This is a genomic window from Winogradskyella ouciana (assembly GCF_009709615.1).
GTDB lineage: Bacteria > Bacteroidota > Bacteroidia > Flavobacteriales > Flavobacteriaceae > Winogradskyella > Winogradskyella ouciana.
Window position 1 is genome coordinate 199,877 of sequence record NZ_WJYA01000009.1, and the last position, 15,340, is coordinate 215,216.

At 34.2% G+C, this 15,340-nt stretch carries 14 protein-coding genes; 10 read left to right on the forward strand and 4 right to left on the reverse strand.

Going from position 1 to position 15,340, the window contains the following annotated elements; all coding sequences use genetic code 11:
• The first annotated feature begins 38 nt into the window (after positions 1–38).
• The 8 genes from F1003_RS14780 to murI all read left to right on the forward strand — a co-directional run bounded on the left by F1003_RS14780 (position 39) and on the right by murI (position 8,324).
• Entirely contained in the window at positions 39–695 is a 657-nt protein-coding gene (locus F1003_RS14780) for a CBS domain-containing protein (protein ID WP_155090204.1), read from the forward strand.
• A 1-nt stretch (position 696) separates the two neighbouring features.
• Entirely contained in the window at positions 697–1,575 is an 879-nt protein-coding gene (locus F1003_RS14785; RefSeq protein ID WP_155090205.1) for an NAD kinase, read from the forward strand.
• A gap of 99 nt (positions 1,576–1,674) precedes the next feature.
• A complete protein-coding gene (gene porG, locus F1003_RS14790; RefSeq protein ID WP_155090206.1) occupies positions 1,675–2,364 on the forward strand; it encodes a type IX secretion system protein PorG in 690 nt (229 codons plus the stop codon).
• A complete protein-coding gene (uppS, locus tag F1003_RS14795; protein ID WP_155090207.1) occupies positions 2,365–3,105 on the forward strand; it encodes an undecaprenyl pyrophosphate synthase in 741 nt (246 codons plus the stop codon).
• Positions 3,077–5,662 (forward strand): outer membrane protein assembly factor BamA, encoded by a 2,586-nt coding sequence (bamA, locus tag F1003_RS14800; RefSeq protein WP_155090208.1) that lies wholly within the window; start codon positions 3,077–3,079, stop codon positions 5,660–5,662. Before uppS ends, bamA begins: the two co-directional genes overlap by 29 nt.
• A 153-nt stretch (positions 5,663–5,815) precedes the next feature.
• Positions 5,816–6,904: an OmpH family outer membrane protein gene (locus F1003_RS14805; RefSeq protein WP_306461435.1), complete on the forward strand. Its 1,089-nt coding sequence runs from the start codon at positions 5,816–5,818 to the stop codon at positions 6,902–6,904.
• A 31-nt stretch (positions 6,905–6,935) separates the two neighbouring features.
• Positions 6,936–7,481: an OmpH/Skp family outer membrane protein gene (locus tag F1003_RS14810; protein WP_155090209.1), complete on the forward strand. Its 546-nt coding sequence runs from the start codon at positions 6,936–6,938 to the stop codon at positions 7,479–7,481.
• A 63-nt stretch (positions 7,482–7,544) separates the two neighbouring features.
• Entirely contained in the window at positions 7,545–8,324 is a 780-nt protein-coding gene (murI, locus tag F1003_RS14815) for a glutamate racemase (protein ID WP_155090210.1), read from the forward strand.
• Between the two features lie 12 nt (positions 8,325–8,336).
• Here murI and F1003_RS14820 read toward each other — a convergent pair whose 3' ends face one another.
• From F1003_RS14820 to F1003_RS14830, 3 genes are read right to left on the reverse strand one after another with little or no spacing between them, the layout of a single operon-like run.
• Positions 8,337–8,852: a gamma carbonic anhydrase family protein gene (locus F1003_RS14820; protein ID WP_155090211.1), complete on the reverse strand. Its 516-nt coding sequence runs from the start codon at positions 8,850–8,852 to the stop codon at positions 8,337–8,339.
• A gap of 6 nt (positions 8,853–8,858) precedes the next feature.
• Entirely contained in the window at positions 8,859–9,593 is a 735-nt protein-coding gene (locus F1003_RS14825) for a LytR/AlgR family response regulator transcription factor (RefSeq protein ID WP_155090212.1), read from the reverse strand.
• 1 nt (position 9,594) lies between these two features.
• Positions 9,595–11,769, reverse strand: coding sequence for a tetratricopeptide repeat-containing sensor histidine kinase (locus F1003_RS14830; RefSeq protein ID WP_162306991.1), 2,175 nt, complete (start codon positions 11,767–11,769; stop codon positions 9,595–9,597).
• A gap of 220 nt (positions 11,770–11,989) precedes the next feature.
• Between F1003_RS14830 and F1003_RS14835 the strand changes: the two genes are divergently transcribed.
• Together F1003_RS14835 and F1003_RS14840 are read left to right on the forward strand one after the other, a co-directional pair.
• Positions 11,990–13,021 carry an SIMPL domain-containing protein gene (locus tag F1003_RS14835; RefSeq protein ID WP_155090214.1) on the forward strand — a complete coding sequence of 344 codons (1,032 nt, stop codon included), beginning with the start codon at positions 11,990–11,992 and terminating at the stop codon, positions 13,019–13,021.
• A gap of 5 nt (positions 13,022–13,026) precedes the next feature.
• Positions 13,027–14,193 (forward strand): vWA domain-containing protein, encoded by a 1,167-nt coding sequence (locus F1003_RS14840; protein WP_155090215.1) that lies wholly within the window; start codon positions 13,027–13,029, stop codon positions 14,191–14,193.
• Positions 14,194–14,242: 49 nt separating this feature from the next.
• Here F1003_RS14840 and F1003_RS14845 read toward each other — a convergent pair whose 3' ends face one another.
• Positions 14,243–15,256: a PorP/SprF family type IX secretion system membrane protein gene (locus tag F1003_RS14845; protein WP_155090216.1), complete on the reverse strand. Its 1,014-nt coding sequence runs from the start codon at positions 15,254–15,256 to the stop codon at positions 14,243–14,245.
• Positions 15,257–15,340 lie beyond the last annotated feature (84 nt).

The following is a 15,340-nucleotide window of genomic DNA, read 5'->3' on the forward strand; positions in this document are numbered from 1 at the left end:
TATTTTTGATTAATTTGCAAGATATTGAAACCCGAATTATGCAGTTACAAGATTTAGTTATAAATGACATAAACCCATTAAACATTACTGATAAAATCAGCGATTTACAAATGCTTTTTAATCAGTTGACATATTCTCACATTCCTATACAGAAAGATGGAGTTTACATGGGCTGTATTTCTGAAACTGATGCCCATTGTTTTGATGGTGCAAAAATCATTGGGGACTGCAATTATACTATCGAAGGTTTTTTTGTGAGACCTACCACTAACTGGTTAGATGTATTGGAAGCTTTTGCACAAAACGACTCTAACATAATGCCTGTTTTGGATAAGAACAATCTGTATCTTGGCTATTATGAGCTCAATGATATTATGCACTTGTTTAATGAAACACCTTTTTTTTCTGAACCTGGAGGCATTCTAATTGTTGAAAAAGGGATACACGATTATTCGTTTAGTGAAATTAGTCAGATTGTAGAATCCAATGATGCTAAATTGATGGGAGCATTTATCTCTAAAATGGACAGTGATTTGGTAAGAATTACTTTAAAAATTGGCAACGCCAGTCTTAATGAAATTATTCAAACCTTTAGACGCTACAGCTATAATATTGTATCGGGTCATGAAGATGATTCTTATATCGAAAGCCTAAGAGAGCGCTCTCAATATCTTGACAAATACCTAAACATGTAATATGAAAATAGCAGTTTACGGTCAGAATTATGCCAAAGAATCTACTCAAAAGGCATTCGAAATTCTACTCGATGTACTTTTAGAGCGTAAGGTCGGTGTTTACATTGAAGAAGATTTTTTAAAACTTCAAAATGAAGCTATTCAAACTAGTTCTGCTATTTCAAAGTTCAAAGAATTAGATAATACTTTTGATTTACTAATAAGTATAGGTGGAGACGGAACCATTTTAAGAGCTATAACCTTTGTACGAGACTTGGGCATCCCAATCGTTGGTATAAACACAGGTAGATTAGGGTTCTTAGCGACTATTCAAACTGATGAGATAGAAGCTTCACTTTCTGAAATATTTAAAGGAGACTATAAAATATCCGAGCGTTCATTGCTTAGTGTTAGCACTTCGCCAACCAACAGTGATATTACAGACACCAACTTTGCACTAAATGAAATCGCTTTAAGTAGAAAGAATACCACATCAATGATTACGGTAAAAACACACCTCAATGATGAGTATTTAACGTCCTATTGGGCAGACGGCCTTATTCTTTCGACTCCAACAGGCTCAACAGGATATTCTTTGAGTTGTGGCGGACCTGTAATAGCACCAGATGCCAATAATTTTGTCTTAACACCTATTGCACCTCATAATTTAAGTGCGCGCCCTTTAATTATACCAGACAATACAACAGTTACCTTTAGGGTTGATGGTCGAGAAGATCAATTTCTAATGTCCTTAGACTCTAGAATTGTAACCTTACCAAATACAACAACAGTCACCGTTAAAAAAGCTGATTTTGTAATTAAGATGGTAGAGCGCTTAGACGAAACCTTTTTAGACACGCTAAGAAAAAAACTACTTTGGGGTGAAGATCGTCGCAATTAGGCAATAAATACGAGCAAATTCTGTTTATCTGTAAGACTATTAGCATCAAATTGTTATAGGCTAATCATTATTATTATATTTGCAAACTTTGAAAAATTTATGAGGTATTTAATCCTAATTCTAATAAGTATATTTTTCGTCCAAACTACCAATGCTCAAATCTATGAGGTTGGTGTATTTGCTGGTGGGAGTAATTTTATAGGAGATGTTGGGGCAACCGATTATATTTCCCCAAACCAAGGTGCGTTTGGAGCCATCTTTAAATGGAATAGAAGCCCAAGACACTCGTTTAGAGCTTCTGTAATTTTTTCAGATTTAGAAGGTATCGATGGTAAATCAGATGATCCAAGGAGAAGACAACGTGGTTACAACTTCAACACTAGTATTTTAGAAATCTCTGCTGGTATGGAATTTACGTTCTGGGACTTTAACCTACACGAAATAGGTATACAAGGCACACCCTATTTATATTCTGGTATTACTTTGGCAAATCACGATAATTATTACTTTACGCCTGCTGGCGAATACACTTCAGAAAACACATCGAGTTGGGCTTATGGTATTCCCATGGTGCTAGGTTATAAAACCAACATTAGCAATCATCTTATATTAGCGTTAGAAATTGGTGCGCGCTATACTTTTTCTGATGAACTAGACGGTAGTGTACCAGACAATAAAGACAGACAACAATTGAGTTTTGGAAATACTAATAGCAATGATTGGTATGTATTTTCAGGAATTACATTAACTTACACCTTTGGCAGAAGACCTTGCTATTGTAATTTTTAAATGAGCCTTAAAGAACAAATAAATAAAGAAAAGCTTCCTAACCATGTCGCCATTATTATGGACGGCAACGGACGTTGGGCAAAGCAACAAGGCCTTATGCGTGTAATTGGTCATGAGAGCGGCACTAAATCCGTTAGACAAGTTGTTGAAGCCAGTGCAGAGCTAGGTATAAAAAATCTAACTCTTTATGCCTTTTCGACTGAGAACTGGAACAGACCAAAACTAGAAGTCCAAACATTAATGAAACTTTTAGTAAAATCCCTGAAAAAAGAAATAAAAACCCTTCAAGACAATAACATAAAACTATCAGCTATTGGCTGTCTACACGATTTGCCAAAAAAAGCGCACCAAGAACTTTTAGATGTTATAGAAAAGACGAAAAATAATGAGAACATGACATTAACCCTAGCCTTAAGCTATGGTTCTCGTGAAGAAATTGTTAATGTTATTAAAGAATTATCACTTAAAGTTAAAAATAATATAATTTCTACAGAAAGTATTGATGAATCCATTATAAATAAGCATCTTTACACGCAAAATTTACCAGACGTTGACCTACTTATTCGCACAAGTGGTGAACAGAGAATAAGTAATTTTTTGCTTTGGCAAATTGCCTATGCAGAATTGTATTTTACGGATATTTTATGGCCAGATTTTAAGAAGGAAAACCTATACGAAGCGCTCATAGACTATCAAAATAGAGAACGAAGATTTGGAAAAACAAGCGAACAACTCACCTAACAATAAAGTATTGAACACTTTTACTAAACTTATTTGTATTGTATTATTTTTTACAATCTCCTTAAAAAGTAATGCACAGGTTCAAGATGGTGCAAAATACTTGATTAAAGACATTACCGTAACAGGAAATACAAATTTTAGCCCTCAAACTATTATTGCCTATTCTAAGCTTAGAAAAGACGAAGAAATACAGGTTGGCGGAGAAAAAATTGCGAATGCCATTAAAACCTTATGGAAATCTAACCTCTTTAGTAGTATTGACATATACATTACTAATATAGAGGGTAATACTGCGGATTTAGAAATCCGCCTTATTGATTTACCAGAACTTTTAGACTTAACTATTGAAGGTGTTAAGAAGAATAAGAAAGCCGAGATAATAAGTGAAAATAAGCTTCAAAGCGGTGTAAAAGTAACAGAAAACCTTATTGCAACTACGCGTAATTATCTTACTGATAAATACAAAGAGAAAGGATATTTAAATACCGATGTAGATATTATTACAACTGAAGTTATCGACTCTGTAGAAAAAGAGCGTGTTAATATGCGCATTAAAATAGACAGAGGCGAAAAGGTAAAGATCAAAAACATCAATTTTGTAGGTAACGAAAAGGTAAAAGATAAAAAGCTTCGTAAAGCAATGAAAAATACGAAGCAAAAAAACTTTATTAGAGTTCTAAAGCGTTCAAAATACATAGAAGAAGACTTTAGAGAGGATTTAGTAAACGTTATAGATTATTATAAAGAAAATGGTTACAGGGACGCCAGAATAATATCAGATTCTATTAGTTATTTAGATGAAAAAAACATCAACTTAGACATTAAAGTTGAAGAGGGAGAGAAATATACTTTTGGTAAAATTGATTTTGTTGGTAATACCGTATACACAGATCAGCAACTGTCAAATTTATTAGGTATAAAAGAAGGTGACACTTATAATGGTGTTGAGCTCAGAGAACGAATCGATGATCCTAATGATCCTGATGCGCTTAGTTTATCTAATGCTTACCAAAATACGGGTTATATGTTCTCTACTATTAACCCTGTAGAAGTTAGTGCTGAAGGTAATGTTATTGATATGGAGATCAGAATCTCTGAAGGTAAACCAGCCTATTTTAACAATGTAACAGTAGTTGGTAATGATGTTACAAATGACCATGTAATATACAGAGAAATAAGAACACGTCCTGGTGAACTTTACAGTAAGTCTGAAATTATTAGAACATTAAGGGAATTAGGGCAATTAGGTTTCTTTGATGCACAACAGTTAGTTCCCAACATTAAAAACCCTAACCCAGTTGATGGCACATTGGATATTGAATATGAAGTAGCTGAACAGGGTTCTAGCCAAATACAACTTCAAGGTGGTTATGGCGGAGGTGGCTTCATTGGTACGTTAGGTTTATCTTTTAATAATTTTGCCATAAAGGATATTTTTAAGAAAGAAGCATATAAGCCTGTACCAAGAGGTGATGGACAGAGTTTAGCTTTAAGATTGCAAGCTAGTCAGTTTTTTCAGACTTACAGCTTCTCTTTTAGCGAACCTTGGTTAGGTGGTAAAAAACCGTTTCAATTATCTACATCGGTTTCATATTCAAAGCAGTTTTTATTCAACTCTCAAACACGAAGAGCTGATAAAAGTAGACGATTTAACATTTTCGGTGTTACCGTTGGCTTAGCTACAAGACTTGCCAAACCAGACGATTATTTTACGCTGTCTCAAGCCTTGAGTTATCAAAATTATGACCTTAGAAATTATAACACTGGTTTATTTACTTTTGGAGACGGAACGTCTAACAACTTATCATATACTATTGGCTTAAGCAGAAATAATTTATATACAGACCCTATCTTCCCAACGGGAGGTTCTAATTTTACAGCCTCAGCTAAATTCTCATTTCCTTATTCACTAGTTAATGGAGTAGATTATAAAGCTTTAAAGGACGAAAGAGATCAGCTAGATCCTACCGATCAGGATGATTTTGAACGTATCGGAGAAATTGACCAGGAACGCTTTAAATGGTTAGAATTCTATAAAATAAAGTTCAAAGCAGATTGGTATACGTCTCTTTTTAAATTAGGCAATAAAGATTTGGTATTAAGACCTAGTTTAGAGTTTGGATTCTTAGGAGCATACAACAACGATAGAGGAGTTATTCCTTTTGAGCGATTCTTTGTTGGTGGTGACGGTCTCGGAAACTTCGCCTTAGATGGCAGAGAGGTTATCCAACTTCGTGGTTACCCAAACCAATCATTATCTTCTACAGATGGTGGTTCTATCTATAACAAATTTTCATTAGAGTTACGCTACCCTATAACTTTGGGAGCACAAGCTAAAATCTTTGCGCTTACTTTCTTAGAAGGTGGTCAATCTGTAAATAATTTTAGGGATTTTAATCCTTTTAGCTTACGTAGATCAGCAGGTGTAGGGTTGAGAATTTTTATGCCAGCCTTTGGTTTATTGGGTATAGATTTCGGTCATGCTTTCGATGATTTACCAGATGGTACTGTGCCTAGAAAATGGGAAACACACTTTATAATTGGTCAGCAATTTTAAGTTTGGCACGATATTTTCTAATTGCTAAATGAGGATTTCATCATGGTGTTAAAATTTTTAAAGATATATTTCGTTAAATTTGAAGATTAGTAACACTAAATAAGATAAAAAACGTTTGGGTTACAACGATAATGTCTCAAAACAAAAACAAACATGATGAAATTTAAAGTTCTTTTTTTACTGGCAGTAATTGGTCTAATGAGCTTTAGTGTTAACGCACAGCGTGGTGTTAGAATAGGGTATATAGATACTGAATATATTTTACAGAATGTACCAGAATATCAAGAAGCTTCTACACAGTTGGATAAAAAAGTTCAACAATGGAAAAGTGAGGTTGAGCAAAAACTCAGTGTCATAGAGCAAAAGAAAAAAGAACTTGAAAACGAAAGTGTTCTTTTAACCAAAGAGTTATATGAGGAACGCATGGAGGATATTTCTTTTGAAGAAGCTATAATTTTAGACTATCAACAAAAGCGTTTTGGCCCAAATGGAGATTTAATCATTCAGAAGCGCCAATTAATAGAACCTATCCAAGATCAAATTTTTGCAGCTGTTCAGCAAATCGCTGAAACGAAAAAATTCGATTTCGTATTTGATAAGTCCGCTGATGTAGTGATGCTTTATTCTGCTGAACGTTATGATATTAGCGAACAAGTTCTAAGAACAATTACAAGAACGTCTAGGCGAAGCCAAGCTAAAAACAAAAAAGAGCTTAAGGAACTTGAGGAAGAAGAGGTTGTTCCTGTGGTTAGTGAAGAAAAGGATGAACGCCAAAAAGCTTTAGAAGAACGTAAGGCATCAAGAGAGGCAGAATTAGCTGCCAAACGTGCTGAGCGAGAAAAAGCTTTAGAAGCAAGAAGAGCAACGCAAGACTCTATTAGAGCTGCAAAAAAGCGAGAAGCTGATGAGCGTCGCCAAAAAGTTTTAGATGCACGCAACAAAAAAACTGAAGACATTAATACTACTGCTAAAGACAGTACAGCCAATAAAGCTAAGAATACAGTTAAAACTGACACTACAAAGACTAAGGCAACTGTAAAAAAGGACTCAATAAATACAAAGAAGCCTTTAACAGCAGCTGAGATCAAAGCCAGAGATAGAGAAAATAGAAAAAAAGCTCTAGAAGAACGAAAGAAAAAAATACTAGAAGAAAGAAAAAAAGCACGTGAAGAGCGTGAAAAACAACTAAAAAAGAGAGATTCTATAGCTAAGGCTAGGAAAAACGAAGGAGAAAACAATTAATAATTATAACACACAAATACAATTTAGAAAAATGAAATCACAGATTCACAAACTCACTAAAACAAATAAATTTCAAGTGAGCAAACATTTAAAATCACTATTATTAGCTGCACTTTTCATTGGAGCAACAAGTTTTATATCTGCCCAAAGTAATGTTGCACATATTAATAAGGAAGAATTGATAAAAGCTATGCCTGCATACACTGCAGCGCAAGGTGAGATTACTAAATTAGGTAAAACTTACGAAGCTCAGATCCAGGATTCTGTAAAAGAATTAGACGCGAAATTAAAGCAGTATAATTCTGAGGCAGAAGCGCAAACGCAAGAAGAGAACCAAAGACGTATGCAAGAAGTTGAAGGTATTAAGCAGAGCATCGCTCAGTTTCAGCAAAATGCACAGCAAGACATGCAGAAGAAAGAATTTGATTTACTTAAGCCTATCTTAGAAGAGGCTGACAAGGCTATACAAACTGTAGCTAGGGCTCAAGGATTTGATTACGTTGTGGATTCAGCAATGTTGATTATGGCAGACGGTAAAGACCTTATGGCAGATGTAAAGGCTCATTTAAAAATATAATGACCTTCTAAATAAATTTTAAGAAAGTCGCTTTTAACAAAGCGACTTTTTATTTTTGTAACAATGAGTAAAAAATCTATTGGCATATTCGATTCTGGTGTTGGTGGTACATCTATTTTTAAGGAAATACATGCCCTTTTACCAAACGAAAACTGTATTTATTTAGCTGACAGTAGAAATGCACCTTATGGTAATAAGTCTGAAGAGGAGATACTTCAGCTCAGTATTAAAAACACCGAATTGCTACTGAGTAAAGATTGTAAAATTATAGTCGTGGCCTGTAATACTGCTACAACAAATGCTATAGATTACCTCAGAGCCAATTATGATGCTTCCTTTATTGGTATAGAGCCTGCTATAAAACCTGCGGCTTTAAAAAGCAAAGTTAAAGCTGTTGGCATTTTAGCGACCAAAGGTACTTTAAGCAGCCATTTATTTCACAAAACATCCGATATCTACGCAAGTGGCATTAAAGTTATTGAGCAAGATGGAGATGGTATAGTCCCATTGATTGAATCAGGAAAATTACATTCCGATGAAATGAAAAAACTATTGGAGACATACCTAAAGCCAATGATAAATGAAAATATCGACTATTTGGTTTTAGGCTGTACACATTACCCTTATCTTATTCCTATACTTAAAGAATTATTACCTGAGAAAGTTACGATTATAGATTCTGGATTAGCAGTTGCCAAACAGACTAAAGCTATACTTAAGGCAAATGATTTGTTGAATCTTGAGACGAAGACTCCCACCATTTCATTATATTCCAATGGAAATATAGAAGTGCTGAATTCTATCTTAGATAATAAATTTGAAACTGCTTATTTAGACTTTTAGAGTAAAAATGCTCTATTCTTTAAACCAGCCCGAATATTTCACATAGTTATTGGCAATACGGTCAATTTCACCTGAAATTAGCTCTTCACTAATATCCTTAATCTTTTTTGCTGGCATACCTGCGTAAATACTACCAGATTCTACAATAGTTCCTTGAGTAACCACTGCGCCTGCCGCAATAATACTGTTAGAGTGTACAATGGCATCATCCATAACAATACTTCCCATACCAATCAGTACATTATCGTGAATTGTACAGCCGTGTACAATAGCATTGTGCGCAATAGACACATTATTCCCTATGGTTGTTGGTGATTTTTGATACGTAGCATGTATAACAGCACCATCTTGTACATTGACCTTATCACCCATTTTTATAAAATGAACATCACCACGGATTACAGCATTAAACCAAATACTGCAATTATGGCCCATTGTGACTTCGCCAACGATGGTAGCATTATCTGCGATAAAACAATCTTCTGGTATTTGTGGGTGTATTCCTCTTACTGGTTTTATTATTGGCATAGTTTACTATTTAAAATAAGACAACAAATCAGATTTTTTAGAAGCAGACACCATAATTTCCTTGCCATTACTTAACACTACACTTCCCCCTTTTCCTTTTACATACTTAACAATTTCATTGACATTCACAAGATAGCTCTTATGTACTCTAGCAAAATTGGCATCCTTTAAACTTTCTTCAATATACTTTAAAGTTTTACTTACCAGTTTCTTTTTGTTGTTGTTAAGGTAAATCTCTGTGTAGTTATCATCAGCTTTACAGTACATAATGTTGTCTGTCTCCAAAATCTCAAATCCGTTTTGTTGCGGAATGGTAATTTTACCATTTACAGAATTTGTCTTTGGCACTAAAACCTGGTCTTGTAAAGCATCTTCCTTGGTTCTAATTTCAGTGACATAATCCACTGCTTTTATCAATTCATCTATGGAAATGGGCTTCATCAAATAGTACGATGCATGAGCATTTAAAGCCTCAATAGCATAATGGTTATAAGCCGTAACGAAAATAGTTTCAAAGTCAATATTACCTACTTTATCCAACAAATCAAATGCATTACCATAAGGCATTTCTACATCCAAAAACACAACATCTAAATCATTATTTCTAATTAAAATCAAAGCTTCATCTACATTAGCGGCTTCGCCAACAATTGAAATATTTGGGCAATACTTAGTGAGATAATTTCTTAGAATCTCTCTACTTTTTTCTTCGTCTTCTACTAATATGGCGCTTAATTTCATATCAATCTTTTTTTAAAGTCACTACAACCTTGGTACCTACATCAGTTAAATCTTGAAAGTCCTCTATAGTCACATCAACCTTGTCTTTATACATTTCGTTTAAAATGGCAACACGTTTTTTGATGTTGTTCATACCTTTAGAATTCTGTTTCTTTTGATTCGCCGTTTTTAAGGCTTTAGAACGCTCCCTACCAATACCATCATCAGTTATAACAATTGCGATTTCGTTTTTAGATTTGGGAAGTATCTCTATGCTAAGGTGTCCTTTTTCGGTTTTATAACGTAAACCATGCCACACTGCATTCTCAATATAAGGTTGCAGTAGCATTGGCGGAATTTGAAACTCATCTACATCGATACTTTCATCAACTTTAATGGAGTAGTCAAATTTATCTTGAAACCTAAAATGTTCTAACTTGGTGTATAAGTCCAATAATTCAATTTCTTTCTTTAACGGAATAAAATCTTCTTCGCTATTCTCCAAAACCGAGCGCATTAGATGCGAAAAATCAGATAAATACTTGTTCGCCGTCCGCTCATCGTTTGTAGCGATAAAACTATTTACGGAATTTAACGCATTAAAAATAAAATGAGGATTCATTTGGCTTCTCAGTGATTTTAAAGCCAATAGATTATTCGCCAAACGCTGTTGCTTTATGTATTTGTACATCATAAAGCCTGTAATTAAAAGCAGTACCAAACCACCAATGAGTGAGTAAATTATTAGTTGTTGACGCTTGTTCTTCTCTTGGGTTAACTCATAAGTGCTTCTAGATAATGCCCTATCACTCTCTAATGCCGTAATTCTGTTCTGTTGTATTGCCAGGTTTCTACTAAAACGTGCTGCTTGAGATATTTCTTGTTCCTTTTTTGCATATAATTCATCAACTATGTTTTCATAATTCTCAATCATGGCAAGGCCTTCTTCTGTATCTCCTTTTTTGATAAGCGCTTCAGATAGTTTTCGTGTGGCATCCTTACCTACCACTAAGTCTCCTTTTTTATCAGCCTCTTTTCTGCTTTCTTCTAAAAACGGTATGGCATCATCATTCCTGTTTTGTAATATCAAGGCATTTCCGATTTTATAATTTTGTTTCTGGGAAGTGAGTGGACTTTCGTTTGGAATTATAGAATCCTTTTCAATATCCTCAATGTCCTCCAATGCTTGTTTTCTCAATTCTATTTCGCTCTCATAATCCTGATTTTCACTATTAAACTCTGCCACTTTTATCTTTTCTTCTACAGAGCGTTTTTTGTTTTCTTTAGCCGCTAAATCGAGAGAGTTGTCAAAAAAACCTCTAGCTTTAACTATGTCCCCTTTTACATTATAGGCTTGTGCTATTTTAGAATTTAAGTCGGTTACTTTAGGAGCTATCAAATGTCTTTTGGCAATTTTCAAACCTTCTTCGTAAGATGTTATTGCCTTGGGTATATTTTTAAGTTTTAAATTAGCATCACCAACACCTTCGTACAGTAGAGCTTTTTGATAGTTTGACAAATCCTTTTCGTTGAGATTTCCATAAGTAGAAATACTTTCTTTAAGATCGCCGTTATACTCATAAGCTTTTGCCAATTTTAATTTTGCAGATGGTATTTCCGTATTCTGAATACTAATTTTATATGCCGAAATAGCAAGGTCATACTGTTTCCAATACATATAGATATCTCCCAAAAGTTCATGCGCCTCAGCACTCTGACTTGGAGAAACATTGACATTAAGAGCATCACCCACAAACTTTATACTCTTCTCTGCATCTTTCTTTAAATAGGCATCCGCAGAGTCAATCATTTGATTAAATCTTTTAGTAATATTGGCTGTTTTCGTTCTTCCGGAACTCCAACTATCCTCAGAAGTAACTTCAATGGTTATTCGTTCTCCACTTTCTATGGTATGGAATATGGTTTCAAAATCCTTGTGCATTACCGTAAGTTGATCACCGATTTTAGCCTTAATGACGAACTTTCCATCTTTATTTGTTGTTGTATATGTTCCATTATTGACTTCAATATCCACCTGTTCTATAGGAATACGAGAACCTTGTATATAGACAGAACCTCTGATGGTAAATATTTCATCTTCAACTGGGACAACTGCTTCTTTTTTGTTTTGCCCATAACTTAAGGAAGCCGCAAAACAAAAAAGGACAATGAATATGTATTTATAGATTAGTTTCACTTTTGTGAACAATTTTTAAATTGGAATAAACTTACATACTTTATTTGGTTTCAAAAAATAGCATAACGCAATATATGGGCTTTTAAACTACTAAATAGACCTAATTACTAAAGCGGCAATTTATTTCACTCATCCATATAGGTCATTCACTCATTCTGCTTTTTTTTTCCTGTTTTTTACATGGAGCTTTACGGCATCATTAATCAAAAAATAAATCATAATGAAAAAAAGCAATCTATTTGTTTTGCTGCTTCTTGTTTTGGGGAGTACCGCAATTGCTCAGCACAAAGGGAATTACAATCAAATTACACAAGATATTTCGAGACAAAATATTTTGTCTGCCGGAAATGCCACTATTTACAATCCAGTGGTACTGCAACAAATTAATAAAGTGCTACACGCCAGCAATGTTTTAAATATTGATGTAAAAGCACTTCAAAATGTAAATGCTACAACTTACACGGCAATTTTTAATCTATCTCAAATTGGGCCTTCTGCAGAAACTACAAATGCACTTATGAAACAACGCGTAGATAGCATAAAACTGAGATTGAATGCTATTGGAATTTCACCGAAAAATTTCGCCATAGATGTCATATCCTTTATACCTGTTTATGAAGTTGAAGTCACCAAAAAGCTATTCAGCAAGACCTATACTGAAGTTCCTAAGGGGTTTGAGTTGCAACAGAATATTCATATTCAATTTACCAAGACCAATCAATTTGAAGCCATTCTCGAGGCTTGTGCAAAAAGTGAAGTATATAACTTGGTTAAGGTGGATTATTTTATTGAAAACATTCAAGAGGTTTACAAAAATCTACAGGATCAGCTTCTAAAGCTCATTGAAGATAAAAAAGCATATTACAATAGTCTAGGTTTTGATCTATCTCAATATGATGTTGCTATCGCAGATGACAAATATTGCTATTTCCCAAAAGATTTTTATCAAAGCTACCAAGCCTATAATAGCGTTTCTTTTGAAGCTTTAGATAAAAATAAAGGCGTGACTTCAGCGAAGAAACAAACTTCCTATTATTATCAACCACTGACTTATGAGACTTTTGATGTCGTCGTAAATCCATCGATTTTAGAACCTGTGGTGCAAATAGGTATGCATATAAAACTGGTTTTTACACCAAAACCTAAAGAAAAGAAAACGGAACCTATCACTAAAACAAAAATAGACCATAAGTACTACGTCATTTCACCTAACGGAACTATTGACGTAAAAGAATTAAACACAAAAAATTAATAACTATGAAAACATTATTCAGAACACTCGTTATTACGGTTAGTATTGCAAGTTTTACGGCTTGTAACGCAAATACCAAGCAAGAAAAACAGAATTTTGCAGTTGCAGAAACAAAACTTGAAACCACTTTAAAAACTGAAAAACCAGAAATAAAAGTGGCACTTCTACTAGATACCAGTAACAGTATGGATGGGTTAATAGATCAAGCTAAAGCACAACTTTGGCAAATTGTCAACGAATTATCTTATGCAAAATGTAAAGAGGAAAGTCCAGATCTTAAAATAGCACTTTATGAATACGGCAACGACAACCTTAATGCAGATGAAGGCTACCTTAGGCAAGTCATTGCATTTAGTGACGACCTGGACGAAATCTCAAAATCCTTATTCTCTTTAACCACAAATGGTGGTAATGAATATTGCGGAAAAGTCATTCAGACCGCATTAAACCAATTAGATTGGGGAAATAATGATAATGACTTAAAGTTTATTTTCATTGCCGGAAATGAGCCTTACACTCAGGGAAATGTCAGCTATAAAGATGCTTCTAAACTGGCACATAAAAATGATGTTACGGTTAATACAATCTACTGTGGTGATTATAATCAAGGAATTTCAAGCTATTGGAAAGATGGTGCAGACTTAACACATGGCGATTATATGGCTATAAACCATAATCAGTCTACAGTACACATAGCATCGCCTTATGATGATAAAATCTTAGAGCTCAATAAAAAACTAAATAAAACTTATGTGGCTTACGGAAAAGCAGGTCGATCTAAAATGGAACTACAGGCAGAACAAGATTCTAATGCCATGGATTATGACAAAGCAAATGCTGTAAGTAGGACTGTAAGTAAGAGTTCTAAATTTTACAAAAACAGTTCTTGGGATTTGGTAGATGCCGAAGCAGAAAAAAGTTTTTCGTATGATGATTTGAAAGAAGAGCAACTTCCGGAAGAATTGAAAGGCAAGTCAAAAACTGAAATTAAATCTTACATTAATAAAAAACGAAAAGAACGAGAAGCGCTTCAAAAGTCAATTAACGATTTAAACCAAAAGCGAAGAGATTATATTGCCAAGCAATCCAAAAGCCCTGAAAATGGATTAGAAAACGCCATGTTAAGGGCTATCAAATCCCAAGCGAATAAGAAAAACTATATATGGGATTAGGTTAAAAAAAGAAAAGGCTCAATTTATAAATTGAGCCTTTTTAAATCTATTAGTTTATCGCAGGGCAATTACATTCATATTTCTCTCGTCTACAGTTAAAGTTGTACCCTAAAGTAATTTGATGGAAACCTCCTGTATTAAAATTAATTGTATTAGCCTGGTATGAATATGTATATGCGAATACAAAATTATTATAATCAACTCCCACAAATGGAGTGAGGTATTGTAATTTTTGACTACTTACACCTGTTCCACTAGCAAATTCAGCACCATCCAAACTTCGTCTGTATGATAAACCTCCCCATACTTTACCAAAATCCATTTCACGATAAACCTTAGCATTAATATCTATTGAAGACTCTTCCGTAGCGTCTCTATACATAAACATAATAGAAGGCTCATAGCTCCAATCACTTCCAAACTTACTAAAAGTGTAACCCATAGAACCTAAATAAGTTCTTAAATTCTTAAATTCAAATTCGCCATTTTGATTATAGTTAATGCCATCATTGTCAAGAATATTTTTTGCAGTAAAATGTGCATAAAAGTCTAAGAAATGATAAGAAAACCCAAAATCAACGTTAAAATTAGTTGCACTTTGTTCAATACCTGCTACAGCTTGGTCAAACTCCCCTGGTGCTAAAAAATCTGTTTCATCCAATTTATATTGAATAAACCCAGCACTTAAACCAAATGACAACATGTTTAAGTCAATTTCGTTTCTTGAAAACATTAAATGGTACGCAAATGTTGCATATCCACCAACTGTAGAATGATAACCGTTGGCGTCATTAAATATAATACCTCCCAATCCAACTGGTGAATCTCCAAGTCTACTATTTACACTCAGAGTTTGCAGGCTTGGTGCATCATCGACACCAAACCATTGCTGTCTAGCTGTTAATCTAACTTTAGCACAATTTGCTACACCAGCCATAGAAGGATGTATTAAATAATAATTATCCGTCAAATAATCCGAATAAATTGGCATTCCTTCTTGGGCAAAACTAAAATTTGCTACTAAAGCTGTAAATGCTACTAAACAAAACTTTTTTAATCTCATAATCTTTATTATCGTTTCAAGGTAAAATGGGCTCTGAACTCCTTTCTCTGTCCGTTGGTCGGTTCGTCGTACTCAATGGTGAAC

What these genes read in the sequence shown, in the direction of transcription:
- F1003_RS14780 (WP_155090204.1), top strand. Translation starts at nt 39, where the DNA reads ATGCAGTTACAAGATTTAGTTATAAATGACATAAACCCATTAAACATT.
- F1003_RS14785 (WP_155090205.1), top strand. Translation starts at nt 697, where the DNA reads ATGAAAATAGCAGTTTACGGTCAGAATTATGCCAAAGAATCTACTCAA.
- porG (WP_155090206.1), top strand. Translation starts at nt 1,675, where the DNA reads ATGAGGTATTTAATCCTAATTCTAATAAGTATATTTTTCGTCCAAACT.
- uppS (WP_155090207.1), top strand. Translation starts at nt 2,365, where the DNA reads ATGAGCCTTAAAGAACAAATAAATAAAGAAAAGCTTCCTAACCATGTC.
- F1003_RS14805 (WP_306461435.1), top strand. Translation starts at nt 5,816, where the DNA reads ATGATGAAATTTAAAGTTCTTTTTTTACTGGCAGTAATTGGTCTAATG.
- F1003_RS14810 (WP_155090209.1), top strand. Translation starts at nt 6,936, where the DNA reads ATGAAATCACAGATTCACAAACTCACTAAAACAAATAAATTTCAAGTG.
- murI (WP_155090210.1), top strand. Translation starts at nt 7,545, where the DNA reads ATGAGTAAAAAATCTATTGGCATATTCGATTCTGGTGTTGGTGGTACA.
- F1003_RS14820 (WP_155090211.1), bottom strand. Translation starts at nt 8,852, where the DNA reads ATGCCAATAATAAAACCAGTAAGAGGAATACACCCACAAATACCAGAA.
- F1003_RS14825 (WP_155090212.1), bottom strand. Translation starts at nt 9,593, where the DNA reads ATGAAATTAAGCGCCATATTAGTAGAAGACGAAGAAAAAAGTAGAGAG.
- F1003_RS14835 (WP_155090214.1), top strand. Translation starts at nt 11,990, where the DNA reads ATGAAAAAAAGCAATCTATTTGTTTTGCTGCTTCTTGTTTTGGGGAGT.
- F1003_RS14840 (WP_155090215.1), top strand. Translation starts at nt 13,027, where the DNA reads ATGAAAACATTATTCAGAACACTCGTTATTACGGTTAGTATTGCAAGT.
- F1003_RS14845 (WP_155090216.1), bottom strand. Translation starts at nt 15,256, where the DNA reads ATGAGATTAAAAAAGTTTTGTTTAGTAGCATTTACAGCTTTAGTAGCA.